Source organism: Klebsiella sp. C360 (genome assembly GCF_048822415.1).
GTDB lineage: Bacteria > Pseudomonadota > Gammaproteobacteria > Enterobacterales > Enterobacteriaceae > Klebsiella > Klebsiella quasipneumoniae.
Window position 1 is genome coordinate 35,346 of sequence record NZ_JBMEZZ010000001.1, and the last position, 16,542, is coordinate 51,887.

The following is a 16,542-nucleotide window of genomic DNA, read 5'->3' on the forward strand; positions in this document are numbered from 1 at the left end:
GATTAGCGTCCTTTAAAGTCCGGGGTACGTTTTTGTATGAAGGCGTCGATGCCTTCGCGGCGGTCTTCGGTGGCGCTCAGCAGGGTGAACAGCTGGCGCTCCTGCTGGAGACCGGCCTGCAGGCTCACCTCCTGCGACAGGCGCAGCGACTGTTTCGCCGCCCGGAGCGCCAGCGGCGCGTGGCGGGCGATGGTGGTCGCCAGTTGCAGGGCATATTCATCGGTTAACGCCGCCGGATGGATATCGCTCACCAGCCCGGCCTGCTGCGCCTGACGGGCGTCAATACTCTCGCCGCTCAGCACCATCCGGCTGGCCAGCGCCTTGCCAACGCTGCGGATCAGACGCTGGGTGCCGCCAGCGCCCGGCATGATGCCGAGGGTAATTTCCGGCAGGCCAAAGCGGGCGTTGTCCCCGGCGACAATCAGGTCGCACAGCAGGGCCAGCTCGCAGCCCGCGCCGAGGGCGTAACCGTTGACCGAGGCGATCAGCGGTTTGGGGAAGGCATCGATACGCGCCCACAGCCGCGGGCGGATATCATCCAGGGTCGCCGGGAGATCTTTCTCCGCCATCTCGTTCAGGTCGGCTCCGGCGGCAAAGAAGCGCGGATTGCCGCTGATGACGCAGACGCTGACGTTGTCATCAGCGGCCGCGGCCTCCAGCGCCTCGGCAATCCGGGTTAATAAGGCATTGTTCAGCGCGTTGCGGGCCTGCGGACGGTTGAGCGTCAGCTGCAGCACCCGGCCATGGCGGTGGATCATCAGCTCGCTCATGCCATCCCCCGCGCGTCAAAGTCGACCACCACGTCGCCGCTGGTGGGCAGCGCCTGGCAGCTCAGCACGTAACCCGCCGCCAGCTCATCCGCTTCGAGGCTATAGTTGGCGGCCATCGCCACTTCGCCGCGCAGCACTTTACATTTACAGGTGGCGCACACCCCGCCCTTGCAGGCAAACGGCAGGTCTGCCCCCTGGCGCAATGCGGCATCCAGAATGCTGTCGTCTTCGGCGCTGAGGGCGATCAGCCGATCGCGCCCGTCCTGGCGGATGGTTACCGTGCGCCCTTCCGCCTGCACCCCGGCGGCGCGCTTAACGCTGCCGCCCGGCGTATTGAAGCGTTCGAGATGAATGGCGTGCTCCGGCACGCCGAGCTCGCGCAGGGTCGTTTCCGCCTCATCCATCATTGTCGCCGGGCCGCAGATAAAGGCCTCGTCGAAACGGCTGAAATCCAGCAGATGGTCCGCGAGCTGGCGCAGTTTGTCGCCATCGATGCGCCCCTGCAGCAGATCGCTGTCCATCGACTCCTGGCTGAACAGATGCACCACCTGCAGGCGCTGCGGATAGCGGTCTTTTAAATCGGCCAGCGCCTGGCGGAACATCATGCTGTGGCTGCTGCGGTTGCCGTAGATCAGCGTGAAGCGGCTGTGCGGCTCGGTGGCCAGGGTGGCGCTAACGATCGCCATCATCGGCGTGATCCCGGAGCCGGCGGCGATCGCCAGATAGTCGCCCTGCCGTTCAGCCTGCGGCTGATAGCCGAAATGCCCCTGCGGCACCATTACCTCCAGCTCCATCCCCTGCTGGATAGCGTGCTGGGCGAAGCGCGAGAAGCGCCCGCCGTCGATGGCTTTGACCGCGACGCTGATCTCTCCCGGCGTAGGGCTGCGGCAGATGGAGTAACAGCGGCGCAGCTCTTCACCGCCCAGTCGGGCTTTCAGCGTCAGATGCTGGCCCGGACGAAAGCAGTACTCCGCCTGCAGGGCTTGCGGAATCGCAAACGTAATGGTCACCGCATCGCGGGTTTCCGGCTCGACTCTCGCGACCTTAAGCGCATGGAACGTCGTCATGGCAACCTCAAATACATTTAAAGTAATCAAAGGGTTCCCGGCAGCTGTCGCAGCGATAGAGCGCTTTGCAGGCCGTGGAACCGAATTCGCTAATCAGCGAGGTGCGGGTGCTGCCGCAGCGCGGACAGCTCACCTCGGCGGGCATTTCCGCGTGGCAGGCGTGCCCCTGCGGCGGGCTGATGCCGTACTGGCGCAGTCGCTCGCGGGCCTCCTGGCTCATCCAGTCGGTGGTCCACGGCGGGTCCAGCTGCAGGACGATGTGGACCGGCAGATAACCATGCTCGCTCATCACCGCGCGGATCTCGCTCAGCAGATGCTCCGTCGCCGGGCACCCTGAATAAGTCGGGGTAAAGCCAATCACCCAGCCGTCGCCGTGCCGCGCGACGCTGCGCACCATGCCGAGATCGGTGATGGTGAGTACCGGCACTTCCGGATCCGGGATCGCGCTTAACACTCCCCAGATGGCGCGCACCTCGGCGGGAGCGATGTCATCTAAACGTTGCATCGTCCCCTCCCTTACCACTGCAGGCCGGGATGGGAACGCTGCAGATATTGCATCTCCGCCAGCAGCGGGCCGAGATGTTCACTGTGCAGCCCCTGTTTGCCGCCGCTGCGAAAGGCCGCTTCCTGCGGGACCGATAAGCCTGAGTCAAGTAGCGCGGTATGTACGGTGCTTTGCCATTCGGCCTGAAGCTCGCGCGGATCAACCGCAATGCCCTCCCCGGCCAGGCTGAGCTCCAGGTCATCGGCAAGGAACAGTTCGCCGGTAAAGCGCCACAGATTGTCGACCGCCTGCTGCATTTTGCGATTTGAAACCTCGGTGCCGTGACCAAGACGCTCCAGCCAGCCGCGGCTGAAGCGCTGGTGGTAGCGCACCTCTTTCAGCCCTTTGGCGGCAATGGCCGGCAGCTGCGCGTCGCGGCTGTTCACCAGCCGGCTGTACAGGGCGACGTGCCAGACGTCGATAAAGAACTGGCGGGCGATGGTGTCGGCAAAATTGCCGTTCGGCTGCTCCACCAGCAGCAGGTTGCTGAACTGGCGCTCATCGCGGACAAAGGCCAGGGTATCTTCATCGCCGCAGCCGTTAAGCTCGGCGGCATAACTCAAAAAGTTGCGCGCCTGGCCAAGCAGATCGAGGCCGATATTGGCCAATGCGAGATCGATCTCCAGCTCCGGGGCATGGCCGCACCAGGCGCCTAAGCGCTGGGCCAGCACCAGGCCGTTGTCGCCAAGACGCAGAGCGTAGGTGGCTACAGGATTGGGGTTATTCATCGCCGCCTCACATGTGTTCCATGCCGTCCGGCACGGTATAGAAGGTCGGATGACGGTAGACTTTGCTTTCCGCCGGGTCGAAGAATTCGCCGCGCGCTTCCGGCTGCGAGGCGACGATTTCGCTGGCCTTCACCACCCAAATGGAGCAGCCTTCGCTGCGGCGGGTGTAGGCGTCGCGGGCGTTCTCCAGCGCCATTTGATCGTCGGCGGCATGCAGGCTGCCGACGTGACGATGGGAAAGCCCCTGTTTGCTGCGAACGAACACTTCATATAACGGCCAGTAAACTTTGCTCATGTTGTCTCTCCTTATGCCACGCTGCGGGCCTGCTGTTTTTGCGCATGGGCCAGCGCGGCTTCGCGAACCCACTCGCCCTCTTCCCAGGCCTTACGCTTGGCGGCCAGCCGCTCGTGGTTGCACACGCCACGGCCGCTAATTACCTCGTTAAACTCCTGCCAGTCGATCTCGCCGAAGCGGTAGTGGCCGCTGGCTTCATCAAAGTGCAACTCCGGGTCCGGGACGGTCATGCCGAGGATCGCCACCTGCGGCACGGTGTTGTCGACGAAGCGTTGACGCAGCTCGTCGTTGGAGTGCAGTTTGATTTTCCACGCCATGCTGCGGGCGCTGTTCGGCGAGTTGTCGTCGTTGGGGCCAAACATCATCAGCGCCGGCCACCAGAAGCGGTTAATGGCGTCCTGCAGCATCTGTCGCTGGGCGTCATTACCCTGCGCCAGCGCCATGCAGGCTTCAAATCCCTGGCGCTGGTGAAAGCTCTCTTCTTTGCAGATTTTGACCATCGCCCGGGCATAGGGGCCGTAGGACGTCCGGCACAGCGCCACCTGGTTGACGATGGCCGCGCCATCGACCAGCCAGCCGATCACGCCGATATCGGCCCAGCTCAGCGTCGGGTAGTTAAAAATGGAGGAGTATTTCATCTGCCCGTCGAGCATCTTCTGATACAGATCTTCCCGCGCGCAGCCGAGGGTTTCCGCGGCGCTATAGAGATACAGCCCGTGGCCGGCCTCATCCTGCACTTTAGCCAGCAGGATCGCTTTGCGGCGCAGAGTGGGCGCCCGGGTGATCCAGTTGCCTTCCGGCAGCATGCCGACGATTTCCGAGTGCGCATGCTGACCAATCTGACGGATCAGGGTTTTACGATAGGCATCCGGCATCCAGTCCTGCGGTTCGATGGCCGTTTCCTGCGCGATGCGCTGGTCAAAGCGTTGTTCTTCTGTCACGTCATCACCTTTATGATTCCGATATTCACACCACAACCGTTTATGTGAATCACTTTGTTTATTGAAGGTTACATATTGGTTAAAGAAAACCACAAATTTTGTTTACTCTTTTTGTGATAGCCTCCGCAAAACCTTTTGCAAACCACAACAAATACAGTTAATTAGGCCAAAAACATAACGTCATCGCGATCACAATGTTAATAATTTATTAAATACGCGCTTGCATTTTATGATTCATAAAAGAACTATTTATAGACATTCCACGTAACATATTTGGAGATTCGCGATGCAGCAGTTAGCCAGCTACTTATCCGGCGCCTGGCAGACCGGCCGGGGCCGCGCCCGTACTATCCATCACGCCATCACCGGCGCGGCGCTGTGGGAGGTGACCAGCGAAGGCCTGGATATGGCGCAGGCGCGCCGCTTCGCAATTGAGCGCGGCGGTCAGGCTCTGCAAGCCATGACCTTTATTGAACGCAGCGCGATGTTAAAAGCGGTAGCGAAACATCTGCTGGAGCAGAAAGACCCGTTCTACGCGATTTCCGCGCAAACCGGCGCCACCCGCGCCGACAGCTGGGTGGATATCGAAGGCGGCATCGGCACCCTTTTCGCCTATGCCGGGCTCGGTAGTCGCGAACTGCCGGACGATATCCTGTGGCCGGAAGACGAGCTGATCCCGCTCTCTAAACAGGGCGGTTTTGCCGCGCGTCACGTGCTGACCTCAAAATCAGGCGTCGCTGTGCATATCAACGCCTTCAACTTCCCCTGCTGGGGAATGCTGGAAAAACTGGCCCCCACCTGGCTGGCCGGCATGCCGGCGATCGTTAAACCGGCCACCGCCACCGCCCAGCTCACCCAGGCCATGGTGAAGGCGATTGTCGACAGCGGCCTGGTGCCGGAAGGCGCCATCAGCCTGATTTGCGGCGGCGCGGGCGATCTGCTCGACCATCTCGACAGCCAGGACGTGGTGACCTTTACCGGCTCAGCCGCCACCGGCCAGCAGCTGCGGTCGCACCCCAACCTGGTGGCCAAATCGATTCCCTTTACCATGGAAGCGGATTCGCTCAACTGCTGTGTGTTAGGCGAAGACGTCAAGCCGGAGCAGCCGGAGTTCGCGCTGTTTATCCGGGAAGTGGTCCGCGAGATGACGGCGAAAGCCGGGCAAAAATGTACCGCTATCCGCCGCATCATCGTCCCGTTGGCGCAGATCAATGCGGTTAGCGATGCGCTGATCGCCCGCCTGCATAAAGTGACCGTCGGCGACCCGGCGCAGGAAGGGATTAAGATGGGGGCGCTGGTTAATCACGAGCAGCGTCAGGACGTTCAGGAGAGCGTCAATAAACTGATTGCCGCCGGCTGCGAAGCGCTGCTTGGCGGACAGGCGGACCTCAGCGCGGCCGGGGCCTTTTTCCCGCCGACGCTGCTCTACTGCGCGCAGCCGGATGAAACCCCGGCGGTTCACGCCATTGAAGCCTTTGGTCCGGTGGCGACCCTGATGCCCTACCAGGATCGCCAGCATGCCCTGGCGCTGGCTCGTGCCGGCGGCGGCAGCCTGGCGGGCACCCTGGTCACCGCCAGCGGCGAACTGGCGCGCGAGTTTATCCTCGGCGCCGCCCGCGCCCATGGCCGTATTCAGATACTGAACGAGGCGTCCTCGGTCGAGTCAACCGGCCACGGTTCGCCGCTGCCGCAGCTGGTGCACGGCGGCCCCGGCCGCGCCGGCGGCGGCGAAGAGCTCGGCGGACTGCGTTCGGTGAAACACTATATGCAGCGCACCGCCGTCCAGGGCAGCCCGACGATGCTGGCGACCATTGGCCAGCAGTGGGTGCGCGGCGCCCAGGTGAGCGAAGACCGCATTCACCCGTTCCGCAAATATTTCGAAGAGATCCAGCCCGGCGACAGTTTGCTGACCCCGCGGCGGACCCTGACCGAAGCGGATATCGTTAACTTCGCCTGTCTGAGCGGCGACCATTTCTACGCCCACATGGACAAAATCGCCGCCGCCGACTCGATTTTCGGCGAGCGCGTGGTCCACGGTTATTTCCTGATCTCCGCGGCGGCCGGTCTGTTCGTCGATGCCGGCGTCGGGCCGGTTATCGCCAACTACGGCATGGAAAACCTGCGCTTTATTGAACCGGTCAAGCCGGGAGACACCATCCAGGTGCGTCTGACCTGTAAGCGGAAAACCGTTAAACGTCAGCGTAGCGCCGAGGAGAAAGCTACCGGCGTGGTGGAATGGGCGGTGGAGATTTTCAACCAGCACCAGCAGGCGGTGGCGCTGTATTCCATTCTGACCCTGGTGGCGCGCCAGCAGGGGGATTTCCCGGCGTAATGGCGGAAAATAGACCGCTGGCGCACTGTTGGCCGAACCTTGAGCCATTGAGACTGCAAGCGGTGTGCAACGGTTTCGCCGCGGGAAGTCCTTTATGTTATCTGCGGCTTCAGCGTAGTTTGCGCGGGCCTACAGGCAGTCAGACCCGGACAGGTAGGCCGGGTAAGGCGCAGCCGCCACCCGGCACAAAACCGGCTCCGTGCCCGCTGTCCTTGCCCGGCGGCGCTGCGCTTGCGCGGGCCTACTGGCAGTCAGACCCGGACAGGTAGGCCGGGTAAGGCGCAGCCACCACCCGGCACAAAATCGGCTCCGTGCCCGCTGTCCTTGCCCGGCGGCGCTGCGCTTGCGCGGGCCTACTGGCAGTCAGACCCGGACAGGTAGGCCGGGTAAGGCGCAGCCGTCACCCGGCACAAAATCGGCTCCGTGCCCGCTGTCCTTGCCCGGCGGCGCTGCGCTTGCGCGGGCCTACTGGCAGTCAGACCCGGACAGGTAGGCCGGGTAAGGCGCAGCCGCCACCCGGCACAAAATCGGCTCCGTGCCCGCTGTCCTTGCCCGGCGGCGCTGCGCTTGCGCGGGCCTACTGGCAGTCAGACCCGGACAGGTAGGCCGGGTAAGGCGCAGCCGCCACCCGGCACAAAATCGGCTCCGTGCCCGCTGTCCTTGCCCGGCGGCGCTGCGCTTGCGCGGGCCTACTGGCAGTCAGACCCGGACAGGTAGGCCGGGTAAGGCGCAGCCGCCACCCGGCACAAAACCGGCTCCGTGCCTGCTGTCCTTGCCCGGCGGCGCTGCGCTTGCACGGGCCTACTGGCAGTCAGACCCGGACAGGTAGGCCGGGTAAGGCGCAGCCGCCACCCGGCAATATAATCGGCGCACGTGCTCCATGCCTCTGCGGAGGCATTTTTTACGTCCGTCTGGCAAACCTGACAAATAACCTGGCAAGAGCAAACAAACGCCCCGGCGCCGCGGGCTGGTAGCTTAAGGGTGACAAAGCCGACATTCGCAGCGGCATAAGACAACACAACAATAAGATGAGGTCATCATGGCAAACGGCTTGAAATTTTCCCCTCGTAAAACCGCGCTGGCGCTGGCCGTGGCGGTGGTTTGCGCCTGGCAATCCCCGGTCTTCGCTCACGGCAGCGAAGCGCACATGGTGCCACTGGATAAAACGCTGGAGGCGTTTGGCGCTGACGTGCAGTGGGACGACTATGCGCAAATGTTTACCCTGATAAAAGACGGCGCTTACGTCAAAGTGAAGCCCGGTGCTAAAACCGCGATCGTCAACGGCAAAACCCTTGATCTGCCGGTGCCGGTGGTGATGAAGGACGGTAAAGCCTGGGTCTCCGATACCTTTATCAACGACGTGTTCCAGTCCGGTCTCGACCAGACCTTCCAGGTGGAAAAGCGCCCTCACCCATTAAACTCGCTCTCGGCGGCGGAAATCAGCGACGCGGTGACCATTGTCAAAGCCGCGCCGGAATTCCAGCCTAATACCCGGTTTAGCGAAATTTCCCTGCATGAGCCGGATAAAGCGGCGGTATGGGCCTTCGCCCTGCAGGGTACGCCAGTGGATGCGCCGCGCACTGCCGATGTGGTGATGCTGGATGGCAAACAGGTGATGGAGGCCGTGGTCGATCTGCAACACAAAAAAATCCTCTCATGGACGCCGATCAAAGGCGCCCACGGCATGGTGCTGCTCGATGATTTCGCCAGCGTGCAAAACATCATCAACGCCAGCAGTGAATTCGCGGCGGTGCTGAAAAAGCACGGGATTACCGATCCTGGAAAAGTGGTCACCACCCCGCTCACCGTTGGCTACTTCGATGGCAAAGATGGTCTGCAGCAGGATGCGCGCCTGCTGAAGGTGGTCAGCTATCTCGATACCGGCGACGGCAACTACTGGGCGCACCCGATTGAAAACCTGGTGGCGGTGGTCGACCTGGAAGCGAAGAAAATCATCAAAATCGAGGAAGGCCCGGTGATCCCGGTGCCGATGGAACCGCGGCCGTATGATGGCCGGGACCGCAACGCCCCGGCGGTGAAACCGCTGGATATTACTGAACCGGAAGGCAAAAACTACACCATTACCGGGGATACCATTCACTGGCGGAACTGGGATTTCCACCTGCGTCTTAACTCGCGCGTCGGGCCCATCCTCTCGACGGTGACCTACAACGATAATGGCAAAAAACGCCAGGTGATGTATGAAGGTTCCCTCGGCGGGATGATCGTCCCCTACGGCGACCCCGACGTCGGCTGGTATTTCAAAGCCTATCTGGACTCCGGCGATTACGGCATGGGCACCCTGACCTCGCCGATTGTACGCGGCAAAGACGCGCCGTCGAATGCGGTGCTGCTGGATGAAACCATCGCCGACTACACCGGCGCGCCGACCACCATCCCGCACGCTGTCGCCATCTTCGAGCGCTACGCCGGGCCGGAATATAAGCACCTGGAGATGGGCAAGCCCAACGTCAGTACCGAGCGCCGGGAGCTGGTGGTGCGCTGGATCAGCACCGTCGGCAACTACGACTATATCTTTGACTGGATATTCCACGACAACGGCACCATCGGTATCGACGCCGGCGCCACCGGGATTGAGGCGGTGAAAGGCGTGCTGGCGAAGACCATGCACGACCCCAGCGCCAAAGAGGATACCCGCTACGGAACGCTGATCGACCATAATATTGTCGGCACCACCCACCAGCATATCTATAACTTCCGCCTCGACCTCGACGTGGACGGCGAAAACAACACCCTGGTGGCGATGGACCCGGAGGTGAAGCCCAACACCGCCGGCGGCCCGCGCACCAGCACCATGCAGGTGAATCAGTACACGATCGACAGCGAACAGAAAGCGGCGCAGAAATTCGACCCGGGCACGATTCGCCTGCTGAGCAACACCAGCAAAGAGAACCGCATGGGCAACCCGGTCTCTTACCAGATCATCCCTTACGCCGGCGGCACCCATCCGGCGGCGACCGGCGCCAAATTCGCCCCGGACGAGTGGATCTACCATCGTCTGAGCTTTATGGATAAACAGCTGTGGGTGACGCGCTACCACCCGAGCGAACGCTATCCGGAAGGCAAATACCCCAACCGCTCCGCTCACGATACCGGGTTAGGCCAGTATGCGAAGGACGATGAGTCGCTGACGCACCAGGATGACGTGGTGTGGATCACCACCGGCACCACCCACGTGGCGCGGGCTGAAGAGTGGCCGATCATGCCAACCGAATGGGCGCACGCCCTGCTGAAGCCATGGAACTTCTTTGACGAAACGCCGACCCTCGGCGAGAAGAAACAGTAATCTTAACCCACGGTGAAATCGAGCAGGATTTTACCGCCTCTTCCCGGCTGGCCGGCGGCGGCAATCGCCTCCCGCCAGTCGTTCAACGCCACCCGCCGGGCCGGCGGTTGCGTGGTCGTCGGCAGCCGTTGCCAGATTTCGTCGAACGCCGCCCGCCATGCCGCCACGCTGAGGCCAGGCAGCGCCTCCCGCAGATGAAACTTGCGCACCGCCGCGCTGGCGCGCGTCTGGATCAGCGGCCGTCCGGATAATAAGCCATAGGAGATCAGGGTCGATGACGCGGGCAGCACCGACAACAGCGTGTTCCCCAGCTCCCCGCCCACCGCGTCAAACACCAGATCGCTGTGCTGGCTGACCTTCTCCACCAGCGCCCGGTCGGCCTCGAGGATCGGATAGATCCCGGCCTGCTCCAGACGCGCCCGATGCTGCGGCGAGCGAATAATCCCGCTTACCGAACGGGCGCCCATGGCCAGCGCCCACTGCCCCAGCAGGCTGGCGCAAGAGGAGGCGGCGGCGGTCAGCACGATCTGTTTCCCGGCAACCGGCCAGCGTCTGAGCATCAGCATCGCGGTCAGCGGATTGATATACCCGCGGGCGGCCAGCAGATCGTCCACCGCCGCGGGAACCGGCACCAGCCAGGTCTCATCCAGATCGATAAACCGCTGCCAGGTGCCGCCCCCGCGCAGGGGCAGCACCCGCTGGCCCGCGGTCAGTCGGCTGCCGAACGGCGCGGCGACCACCTCGCCAAGGCCTTCGTAGCCGGGCACGGCCGGCAGTCGGGTACGGTGGCGATAGGCGCCGGTAATGGGGATCAGATCTGAGGGATTCACCGGGGCATAGCGCATCCTGACCCGCACCCGTCCGCCGGCCAGCGGCGCCAGCGGGGTGCGTTTCAGCGATAGCACCGCGGCCGGCGGCCCGTAGCGGTCATAAACAATGGCGTCATTGAACATCGACAGGCTCCAGACAACGAAAGGCGGGATCATAGCAGATCCCGTCCGCAGCCGCTTACGCCGGTGGCCAGACCTGGGGGAACAGTGGCGAATCCAGCGGGTCGCCGTCCCGCAGAGTCAGTTCGGGGAACGGCGGCGAGGTCACGCCGCCGCGGTCGGCAAACGCGGCGTCATCCCCCACCCAGCGGGCGGAGAAGACCCGTCGCGCCCGCGCCCCGGGGTTGCCGCGGGCGCCATGGACGGTGCGAAAATGGAAGGCCACCGCGTCCCCCGGCTCCAGCGCCCAGCTGACGATATCGTACTCATCCTCATGGGCGTCGATATCCGGCAGCGCGCTGAACCGGGTGTGTTCGTAGAGCTTTGTGCCATTGAAGCGGGTGGGACTGTACTCCGCCTCCCAGCGATGCGACCCGCGAATGCAGCGCAGCGAGGTGGCCTCCGCTACCGGGTCCAGCGGGATCCAGAAGCTGACGTTCTGCCGGCCGGAGACGCAATAGTACGGCTGATCATGATGCCAGGGGGTGACCGTGCTGCCTCCGGCGGGTTTGACCAGCGTATGCTCATGGAAAAATTTCGCCGTCTGCGACTGCATCAGCGCCGCGGCGATCTCCGCGGCTGCCGACTGGAAGACAAACTCGCTAAACGCCGGGATCCGCGACCAGTTACAGTAATCCTGAAAGAAAGGCGGCGAGCCATCTTTGGGGATCACCGTGCGCGCATGACCATATTCGCTGGGGCTGGCCATCAGCGCCGTGACCCCCTCGGCGAGGCGCTCAACCCAGGGGGTAAAAACGCCCTTCAGTAATACCACGCCATCCGCCTGCCAGCGGTCGACAGTCGCTTGATCGATATGGGGAGAGTGTTGATTGTGCATCGCTTGGGTTCCTGTGTGGGTGGATCAGGTAAGCGGTTCTGCGGGCTCGGCGCGCATCCAGGCGCACAGCTGGCCCAGCATCGTCATACAGCGTTCGGTCTGGTCGATGCTGATGTACTCATCGGCCTTGTGGCCCTGGGCCATGCTGCCCGGCCCGCAGACCAGGGTCGCGACGCCCATCTCATCGAACAGCCCCCCTTCGGTGCCGAACGCCACGGTGGAAAACCGATCGCTGCCGCACCACTGCGCCAGCCAGCGGGCGAAGTCGGACTGCGGATCGCTGAGCAGCGGCGGGTAGTGGCTCAACAGCTGAAACTGGATGTCGCTCCCGCCGCCGACCCGGCGCATCTCCGGCAGCAGCCGGCGGCGGGCGGAGGCCGCCAGCGCCTCGGTGACCGCTTCGGGACGCATCCCCGGCAGGTAGCGGATCTCAAAATCAAAGCGGCAGGACTGCGGGACGATGTTCAGCGCGGCGCCGCCCTGAATGGTGCCCACCTGCAGGGTGCTGAAGGGCGGCGAGAAGCGGCTGTCCTGCTGCCGGGCCAGACGCGCGCCAAGCCGATCCAGGCGGTTAATCAGCCTGGCCGCGTAGCGGATGGCGTTCACGCCCTGTGGGGCATAGGCCGAATGGCAGGCCTGGCCCTCGATGCAGCAGCGCATGGCCAGTTTGCCTTTATGACCGAACACCGGCTGCATCTCCGTCGGCTCGCCGATGAGGCACAGCGCCGGTTTCTCCGGCGAGGCCTGCAGAAACGCCGCCAGGCTGCGCACGCCGAGACAGCCGACCTCTTCATCATAAGAGAAGGCCAGATGCAATGGCATCCGCAGCGGCGCCGCCAGAAAGTCATCCACTGCCGCCAGCACGCAGGCGAGAAAGCCCTTCATATCGGCGCTGCCGCGGCCGTAGTAGCGGCCATCGCGCTCGGTCAGGCTAAACGGCGGCACGCTCCAGTCCTGCCCGTCCACCGGGACCACGTCGGTGTGGCCCGAGAGCATCACTCCGCCGCCGCCGGACGGCCCCAGCCGGGCGTAGAGATTGGCCTTACCGCCCGACGGGTCATAAAAGCGGCGGGACGCCACGCCGCGGGCGGCGAGAAAATCGGCGATCCAGTCGATCATCGCCAGGTTCGAATGGCGGCTGGTGGTATCAAAGGCCAGCAGCGCGGCAAGGATCGCTCCCGGCGTGTTATTCATCGCCAGGCACGCCATAGGCCGGCGCCTCGCGCGGGTCGAGCGCCCGGGTAATATAGGCCTCCATTTGCGGCTCCCACGCCAGCCACAGCTGCTCAAGGGCCGCCAGCGGATCCGCCTCCGCCCAGTCAATGCGCAGGTCGACCACCGGCCACGGGTAATCATCCACCACCTTCACCGCCGCCGAGTGGACCGGGCCGGCCTCGCCCCCGGCGACGATCCCGGCGCGCAGCCCGGCCAGCAGCCGGCTGGCCAGCTCACCGGTGGCGGCCTCAAAGGCGCCCACCATCGCGGCGATCACGCCCTGACTGGCCAGCATATTGCCCGCCGCCACGCAGTTATCCCCCGCCAGGGCGCCGCCGATCCCGAGGGTGAACTCCCCGCTGAACACCGCTGTGTCGCCGTTGGCGTCAATCGCTGCGACCTGGCGATATTCGCGGAAGCGATCCTCCGCCAGAGCCTGCTTCATGGCCTGCTCAACGCTGGCCCCCGCCTCGATCGCGCTGAGGATCTGCGGCCCCAGCGACGGCAGGGTAATATTCTGGCTGGAAACCGCCCCCACGCCGGGCAGCAGCCATGGACAGCGCGACCCGACGGCCATGCTCGATGAACTAATGGCGATGCCCAACTGACCCGTTTCCGGGCAGCGGGCGGTAAGGGAGAGGGTCATTCTGCCGCCTCCCCCTGCCAGTCGTCGGGGATCACCGCCGTGACGTCAATCTCCATCAGCCACTGCGGCTGCGCCAGGGCCGACACCACCACCCCGGTGGAGATGGGGAAGACCCCTTTCAACCATTTGCCCACCTCCTGATAGACCGGCTCGCGATAGCGGGGGTCGATCAGATAAGTGGTGGTCTTGACGATATGCGAGAGGTCGCTGCCGGCCTCTTTCAGCAGCTGTTCGACATTCTTCATCGCCTGCTCCGCCTGGGCCCGCGGGTCGCCGAGGCCGATTAGGTTGCCGGCGAAATCGGTGCCGACCTGGCCGCGAACGTAGACGGTATTCCCCGCCCGCACCGCCTGGCACAGATCGTTATTCAGCGCCTGGTTCGGGTAGGTCTCTTTGGTGTTAAACATGCGAATACGGGTATGGGTTGGCATCAAAGCACTCCTTCAGGAATCGGTTATCAGGACGGCTGGTAGCGCTGATACTGGCGCTGAATGGCGATCTGGTCGGCAATATATTTGGCATCGTGCCAGACGCCCCAGATAAAGGTGGACCCGCGCCGCGACAGCCACGGCAGGCCGAGGAAATAGACCCCCGGCTCCGTCGACACGCCGCGGTGATGCTGCGGCCGCTGCGCGTCATCGAAGGCGTTGACCTTCAGCCAGCGATAATCGGTGGTATACCCGGTCGCCCAGATGATGGCGCCGATCCCGGCCTCGGCCAGGTCGAGGCTAAGCAGCGGGTCGCTGACGCAGGCCGGGTCGGGCAGAAAATCACGGGCGGAGGGCTCTTCGGGCAGCTCCAAACCGTTGCGCGCGACCCAGTCGTCGGCGGCGTCGAGCAGCGCAAGATAGGAGGCATCGCCGCGGCGGATATTCTCCGCCAGGTCGGGGTGGAACAGCGCCCTGGCGCCGTCAAAGCCGCGGGTCTGCCCCACCAGGGTGACCCCCTGATGCGCCAGCTGGCGAAAATCGACGGTATGGCCGCCGCGCGCGCCGCTCACCGCGATAGTGACATGCTCTTTCCCCGGCGCATTGGCCGCGGCGTCCCACATCCCCAGCACGCCGAGCCACCAGCAAAAATCGCGCTGGCGATAGCGACGCGGCGGCCGGTCGTGCGCCCCCACCGACAGCCACACCGCGCGTCCAGCACGCTGTAGCTCATCGGCAATCTGCACGCCGGAGGATCCGGCCCCCACCACCAGCACGCCGCCCTCCGGCAGCTGCTGCGGATTAAAATAGTGCGCCGAATGGAGTTGCTGAATAGCCTCACTCTGCGGGGCGATGGCCGGGATCGTCGGGCGCTGAAAGGGTCCGGTAGCCGCCACGATCCGCTGCGCCTCAATCACCCCCTCGGAGGTGTCGACACGAAAGCCCGGCCGCCCGGCGAGGCGTTCGGCGCTGTACACCTCCACCCCGGTGCGGATCGGCGCATTGAAGCTGCGGGCATAGGCGGCAAAATAGTCCGCAACCTGCTCTTTGCCGACAAAGCTGTCCGGCGGGCAGTCAGGGAACATCATCCCCGGAAACCGATCGTGCCAGGCCGGGCCGTTGGCCACCAGCGAATCCCAGCGCCCGCTGCGCCAGGCCTGGGCAATACCCTGTTTCTCCAGCACCAGATGGGGGATATCCAGCCGGGTCAGATGCTCGCTCATGGCGACGCCCGCCTGCCCCGCGCCGACCACCAGGGTATCGATCTCGGTTATCTGTTCAGTCATTTCTCTATCCTTCAAGCACAGTTGCCGACGAGGTCGCCGGAATTGACGGCTTTCAGGTTATTTAACTGTGACGAATTGGTAAAATATTATAAAACGATCGACTGAATAGAATTTTACGAGGCTGAGTGGCGACAGAAAAAATAACGCCTGCCGGATCGACAGGCATTATTTCAGCCGTGAGAGGGGGTTAATTCGATACTGCGACAATAATCCATAAACAGTTGCGTCGGCCGCGTCGGCTCATTATTAGCGAGGTGCGCCATAATTAAGGTTGAGGCGGGCATGTCGTCGGCAATATCCCGCTGCACCACCCTTTCGCCATCGTAGGTCATATCGCAGCAGGGCCGGGTGACCAGCACCGAAAAACCGAGCCCCTGGCCGACCATACAGCGCACCATTTCGATAGAGGGGGAGCTGTAAGCCACTTCCGGGTGATAGCCCTTTTCCTTAAAGATGGAGATGAAATAATTTTTACTCGGGACCGCGTCGAGGAGGATCATCGGCTCGCGACTCAGCTCCTGCAGCGTCACCTGCGCCTTTTGCGCCAGCGGATGCGCGGCGGGCAGCAGCGCGTAGGGTTTATGCGGGGCATTAAGCCGCTCTTTATTGATCGAGTGGCCGAGCTCCAGATCGTAGACCAGCGCCAGGTCGAAGCGGCCGCGGTGCAGGCCATGCATCAGCTCATGCTGTTCGCCGTCATACAGATGCAGCGTAATTTCCGGATAGCATTTCTTAAACCCGGCCACCAGCTTCGGCATATACAGCGGGGCCACCGACTCAAAGCAACCGATGGAGATCATGCCAGAAACCAGCTCTTTATCCGCTCGCGAATTCTGCTCAAATTCCCACGACAGGCGCAGCAGCTCCTTCGCTTTATCGTAGATCCGCCGACCGCTGGAGGTGAGCGAGACGCCCTGCGCGTGGTGGCGAATAAACAGCTGCTGGTCGAAGGTGCTCTCCAGATTCTTAATGGCAATGGAAATCGACGGCTGCGCAATGTGCAGCTGGCGGGAGGCCTCGGCGATACTCTCCGTCTCCACCACGGTGACGAAATATTTGAGCTGCTTCAGGGTAAATCGGTTCATAGCATCACCATTGATAAAATATGGTCCGGCGCACGCGGGGAATAGTTTTCCTCTAAGTCCCAAGCAATCCG

The 16,542-nt window shown here is 63.2% G+C and carries 15 protein-coding genes; 2 read left to right on the top strand and 13 right to left on the bottom strand.

Annotated elements, in window-relative coordinates:
• Positions 1–2: 2 nt before the first annotated feature.
• The 6 genes from paaF to paaA are packed head-to-tail and all read right to left on the bottom strand — an operon-like array spanning position 3 to position 4,345.
• Positions 3–770 carry a 2,3-dehydroadipyl-CoA hydratase PaaF gene (gene paaF / locus ACOI7D_RS00160; RefSeq protein ID WP_109547415.1) on the bottom strand — a complete coding sequence of 256 codons (768 nt, stop codon included), beginning with the start codon at positions 768–770 and terminating at the stop codon, positions 3–5.
• Positions 767–1,837, bottom strand: a complete 1,071-nt coding sequence (gene paaE / locus ACOI7D_RS00165) for a 1,2-phenylacetyl-CoA epoxidase subunit PaaE (protein WP_023289454.1) — start codon at positions 1,835–1,837, stop codon at positions 767–769. Before paaE ends, paaF begins: the two co-directional genes overlap by 4 nt.
• Positions 1,838–1,844: 7 nt before the next feature.
• Positions 1,845–2,342 (bottom strand): 1,2-phenylacetyl-CoA epoxidase subunit PaaD, encoded by a 498-nt coding sequence (gene paaD / locus ACOI7D_RS00170; RefSeq protein ID WP_023289453.1) that lies wholly within the window; start codon positions 2,340–2,342, stop codon positions 1,845–1,847.
• 11 nt (positions 2,343–2,353) lie between these two features.
• Positions 2,354–3,109, bottom strand: coding sequence for a 1,2-phenylacetyl-CoA epoxidase subunit PaaC (gene paaC / locus ACOI7D_RS00175; protein WP_109547416.1), 756 nt, complete (start codon positions 3,107–3,109; stop codon positions 2,354–2,356).
• Positions 3,110–3,116: 7 nt separating this feature from the next.
• On the bottom strand, positions 3,117–3,404 hold the full coding sequence (gene paaB / locus ACOI7D_RS00180) for a 1,2-phenylacetyl-CoA epoxidase subunit PaaB (protein WP_023289451.1): 288 nt from the start codon (positions 3,402–3,404) through the stop codon (positions 3,117–3,119).
• 11 nt (positions 3,405–3,415) lie between these two features.
• Entirely contained in the window at positions 3,416–4,345 is a 930-nt protein-coding gene (gene paaA, locus ACOI7D_RS00185) for a 1,2-phenylacetyl-CoA epoxidase subunit PaaA (protein WP_244341717.1), read from the bottom strand.
• A gap of 286 nt (positions 4,346–4,631) precedes the next feature.
• Here paaA and paaZ point away from each other — a divergent pair, with 286 nt between their 5' ends.
• Both paaZ and tynA read left to right on the top strand, forming a co-directional pair.
• Complete coding sequence (paaZ, locus tag ACOI7D_RS00190; protein ID WP_109547418.1) at positions 4,632–6,677, top strand: phenylacetic acid degradation bifunctional protein PaaZ; 2,046 nt, start codon at positions 4,632–4,634, stop codon at positions 6,675–6,677.
• A gap of 1,039 nt (positions 6,678–7,716) precedes the next feature.
• The gene (gene tynA, locus ACOI7D_RS00195) at positions 7,717–9,984 is read left to right on the top strand and encodes a primary-amine oxidase (RefSeq protein ID WP_109547420.1); all 2,268 of its coding nucleotides are present in this window, start codon (positions 7,717–7,719) and stop codon (positions 9,982–9,984) included.
• A 2-nt stretch (positions 9,985–9,986) separates the two neighbouring features.
• Here tynA and ACOI7D_RS00200 read toward each other — a convergent pair whose 3' ends face one another.
• The 7 genes from ACOI7D_RS00200 to ACOI7D_RS00230 all read right to left on the bottom strand — a co-directional run bounded on the left by ACOI7D_RS00200 (position 9,987) and on the right by ACOI7D_RS00230 (position 16,471).
• The gene (locus ACOI7D_RS00200) at positions 9,987–10,970 is read right to left on the bottom strand and encodes a zinc-dependent alcohol dehydrogenase family protein (RefSeq protein ID WP_162543131.1); all 984 of its coding nucleotides are present in this window, start codon (positions 10,968–10,970) and stop codon (positions 9,987–9,989) included.
• A gap of 22 nt (positions 10,971–10,992) precedes the next feature.
• Positions 10,993–11,811, bottom strand: coding sequence for a phytanoyl-CoA dioxygenase family protein (locus ACOI7D_RS00205; RefSeq protein WP_044522619.1), 819 nt, complete (start codon positions 11,809–11,811; stop codon positions 10,993–10,995).
• 24 nt (positions 11,812–11,835) lie between these two features.
• Positions 11,836–13,020 carry an acetylornithine deacetylase gene (gene argE / locus ACOI7D_RS00210; protein WP_420663333.1) on the bottom strand — a complete coding sequence of 395 codons (1,185 nt, stop codon included), beginning with the start codon at positions 13,018–13,020 and terminating at the stop codon, positions 11,836–11,838.
• On the bottom strand, positions 12,998–13,672 hold the full coding sequence (locus tag ACOI7D_RS00215) for a DUF1028 domain-containing protein (protein ID WP_044522615.1): 675 nt from the start codon (positions 13,670–13,672) through the stop codon (positions 12,998–13,000). Before ACOI7D_RS00215 ends, argE begins: the two co-directional genes overlap by 23 nt.
• The gene (locus ACOI7D_RS00220; RefSeq protein WP_004190423.1) at positions 13,669–14,103 is read right to left on the bottom strand and encodes a RidA family protein; all 435 of its coding nucleotides are present in this window, start codon (positions 14,101–14,103) and stop codon (positions 13,669–13,671) included. Before ACOI7D_RS00220 ends, ACOI7D_RS00215 begins: the two co-directional genes overlap by 4 nt.
• A 26-nt stretch (positions 14,104–14,129) precedes the next feature.
• The gene (locus ACOI7D_RS00225) at positions 14,130–15,386 is read right to left on the bottom strand and encodes a flavin-containing monooxygenase (RefSeq protein WP_109547421.1); all 1,257 of its coding nucleotides are present in this window, start codon (positions 15,384–15,386) and stop codon (positions 14,130–14,132) included.
• A 170-nt stretch (positions 15,387–15,556) separates the two neighbouring features.
• Positions 15,557–16,471 (bottom strand): LysR substrate-binding domain-containing protein, encoded by a 915-nt coding sequence (locus ACOI7D_RS00230; RefSeq protein WP_004204026.1) that lies wholly within the window; start codon positions 16,469–16,471, stop codon positions 15,557–15,559.
• Between the last annotated feature and the right edge of the window lie 71 nt (positions 16,472–16,542).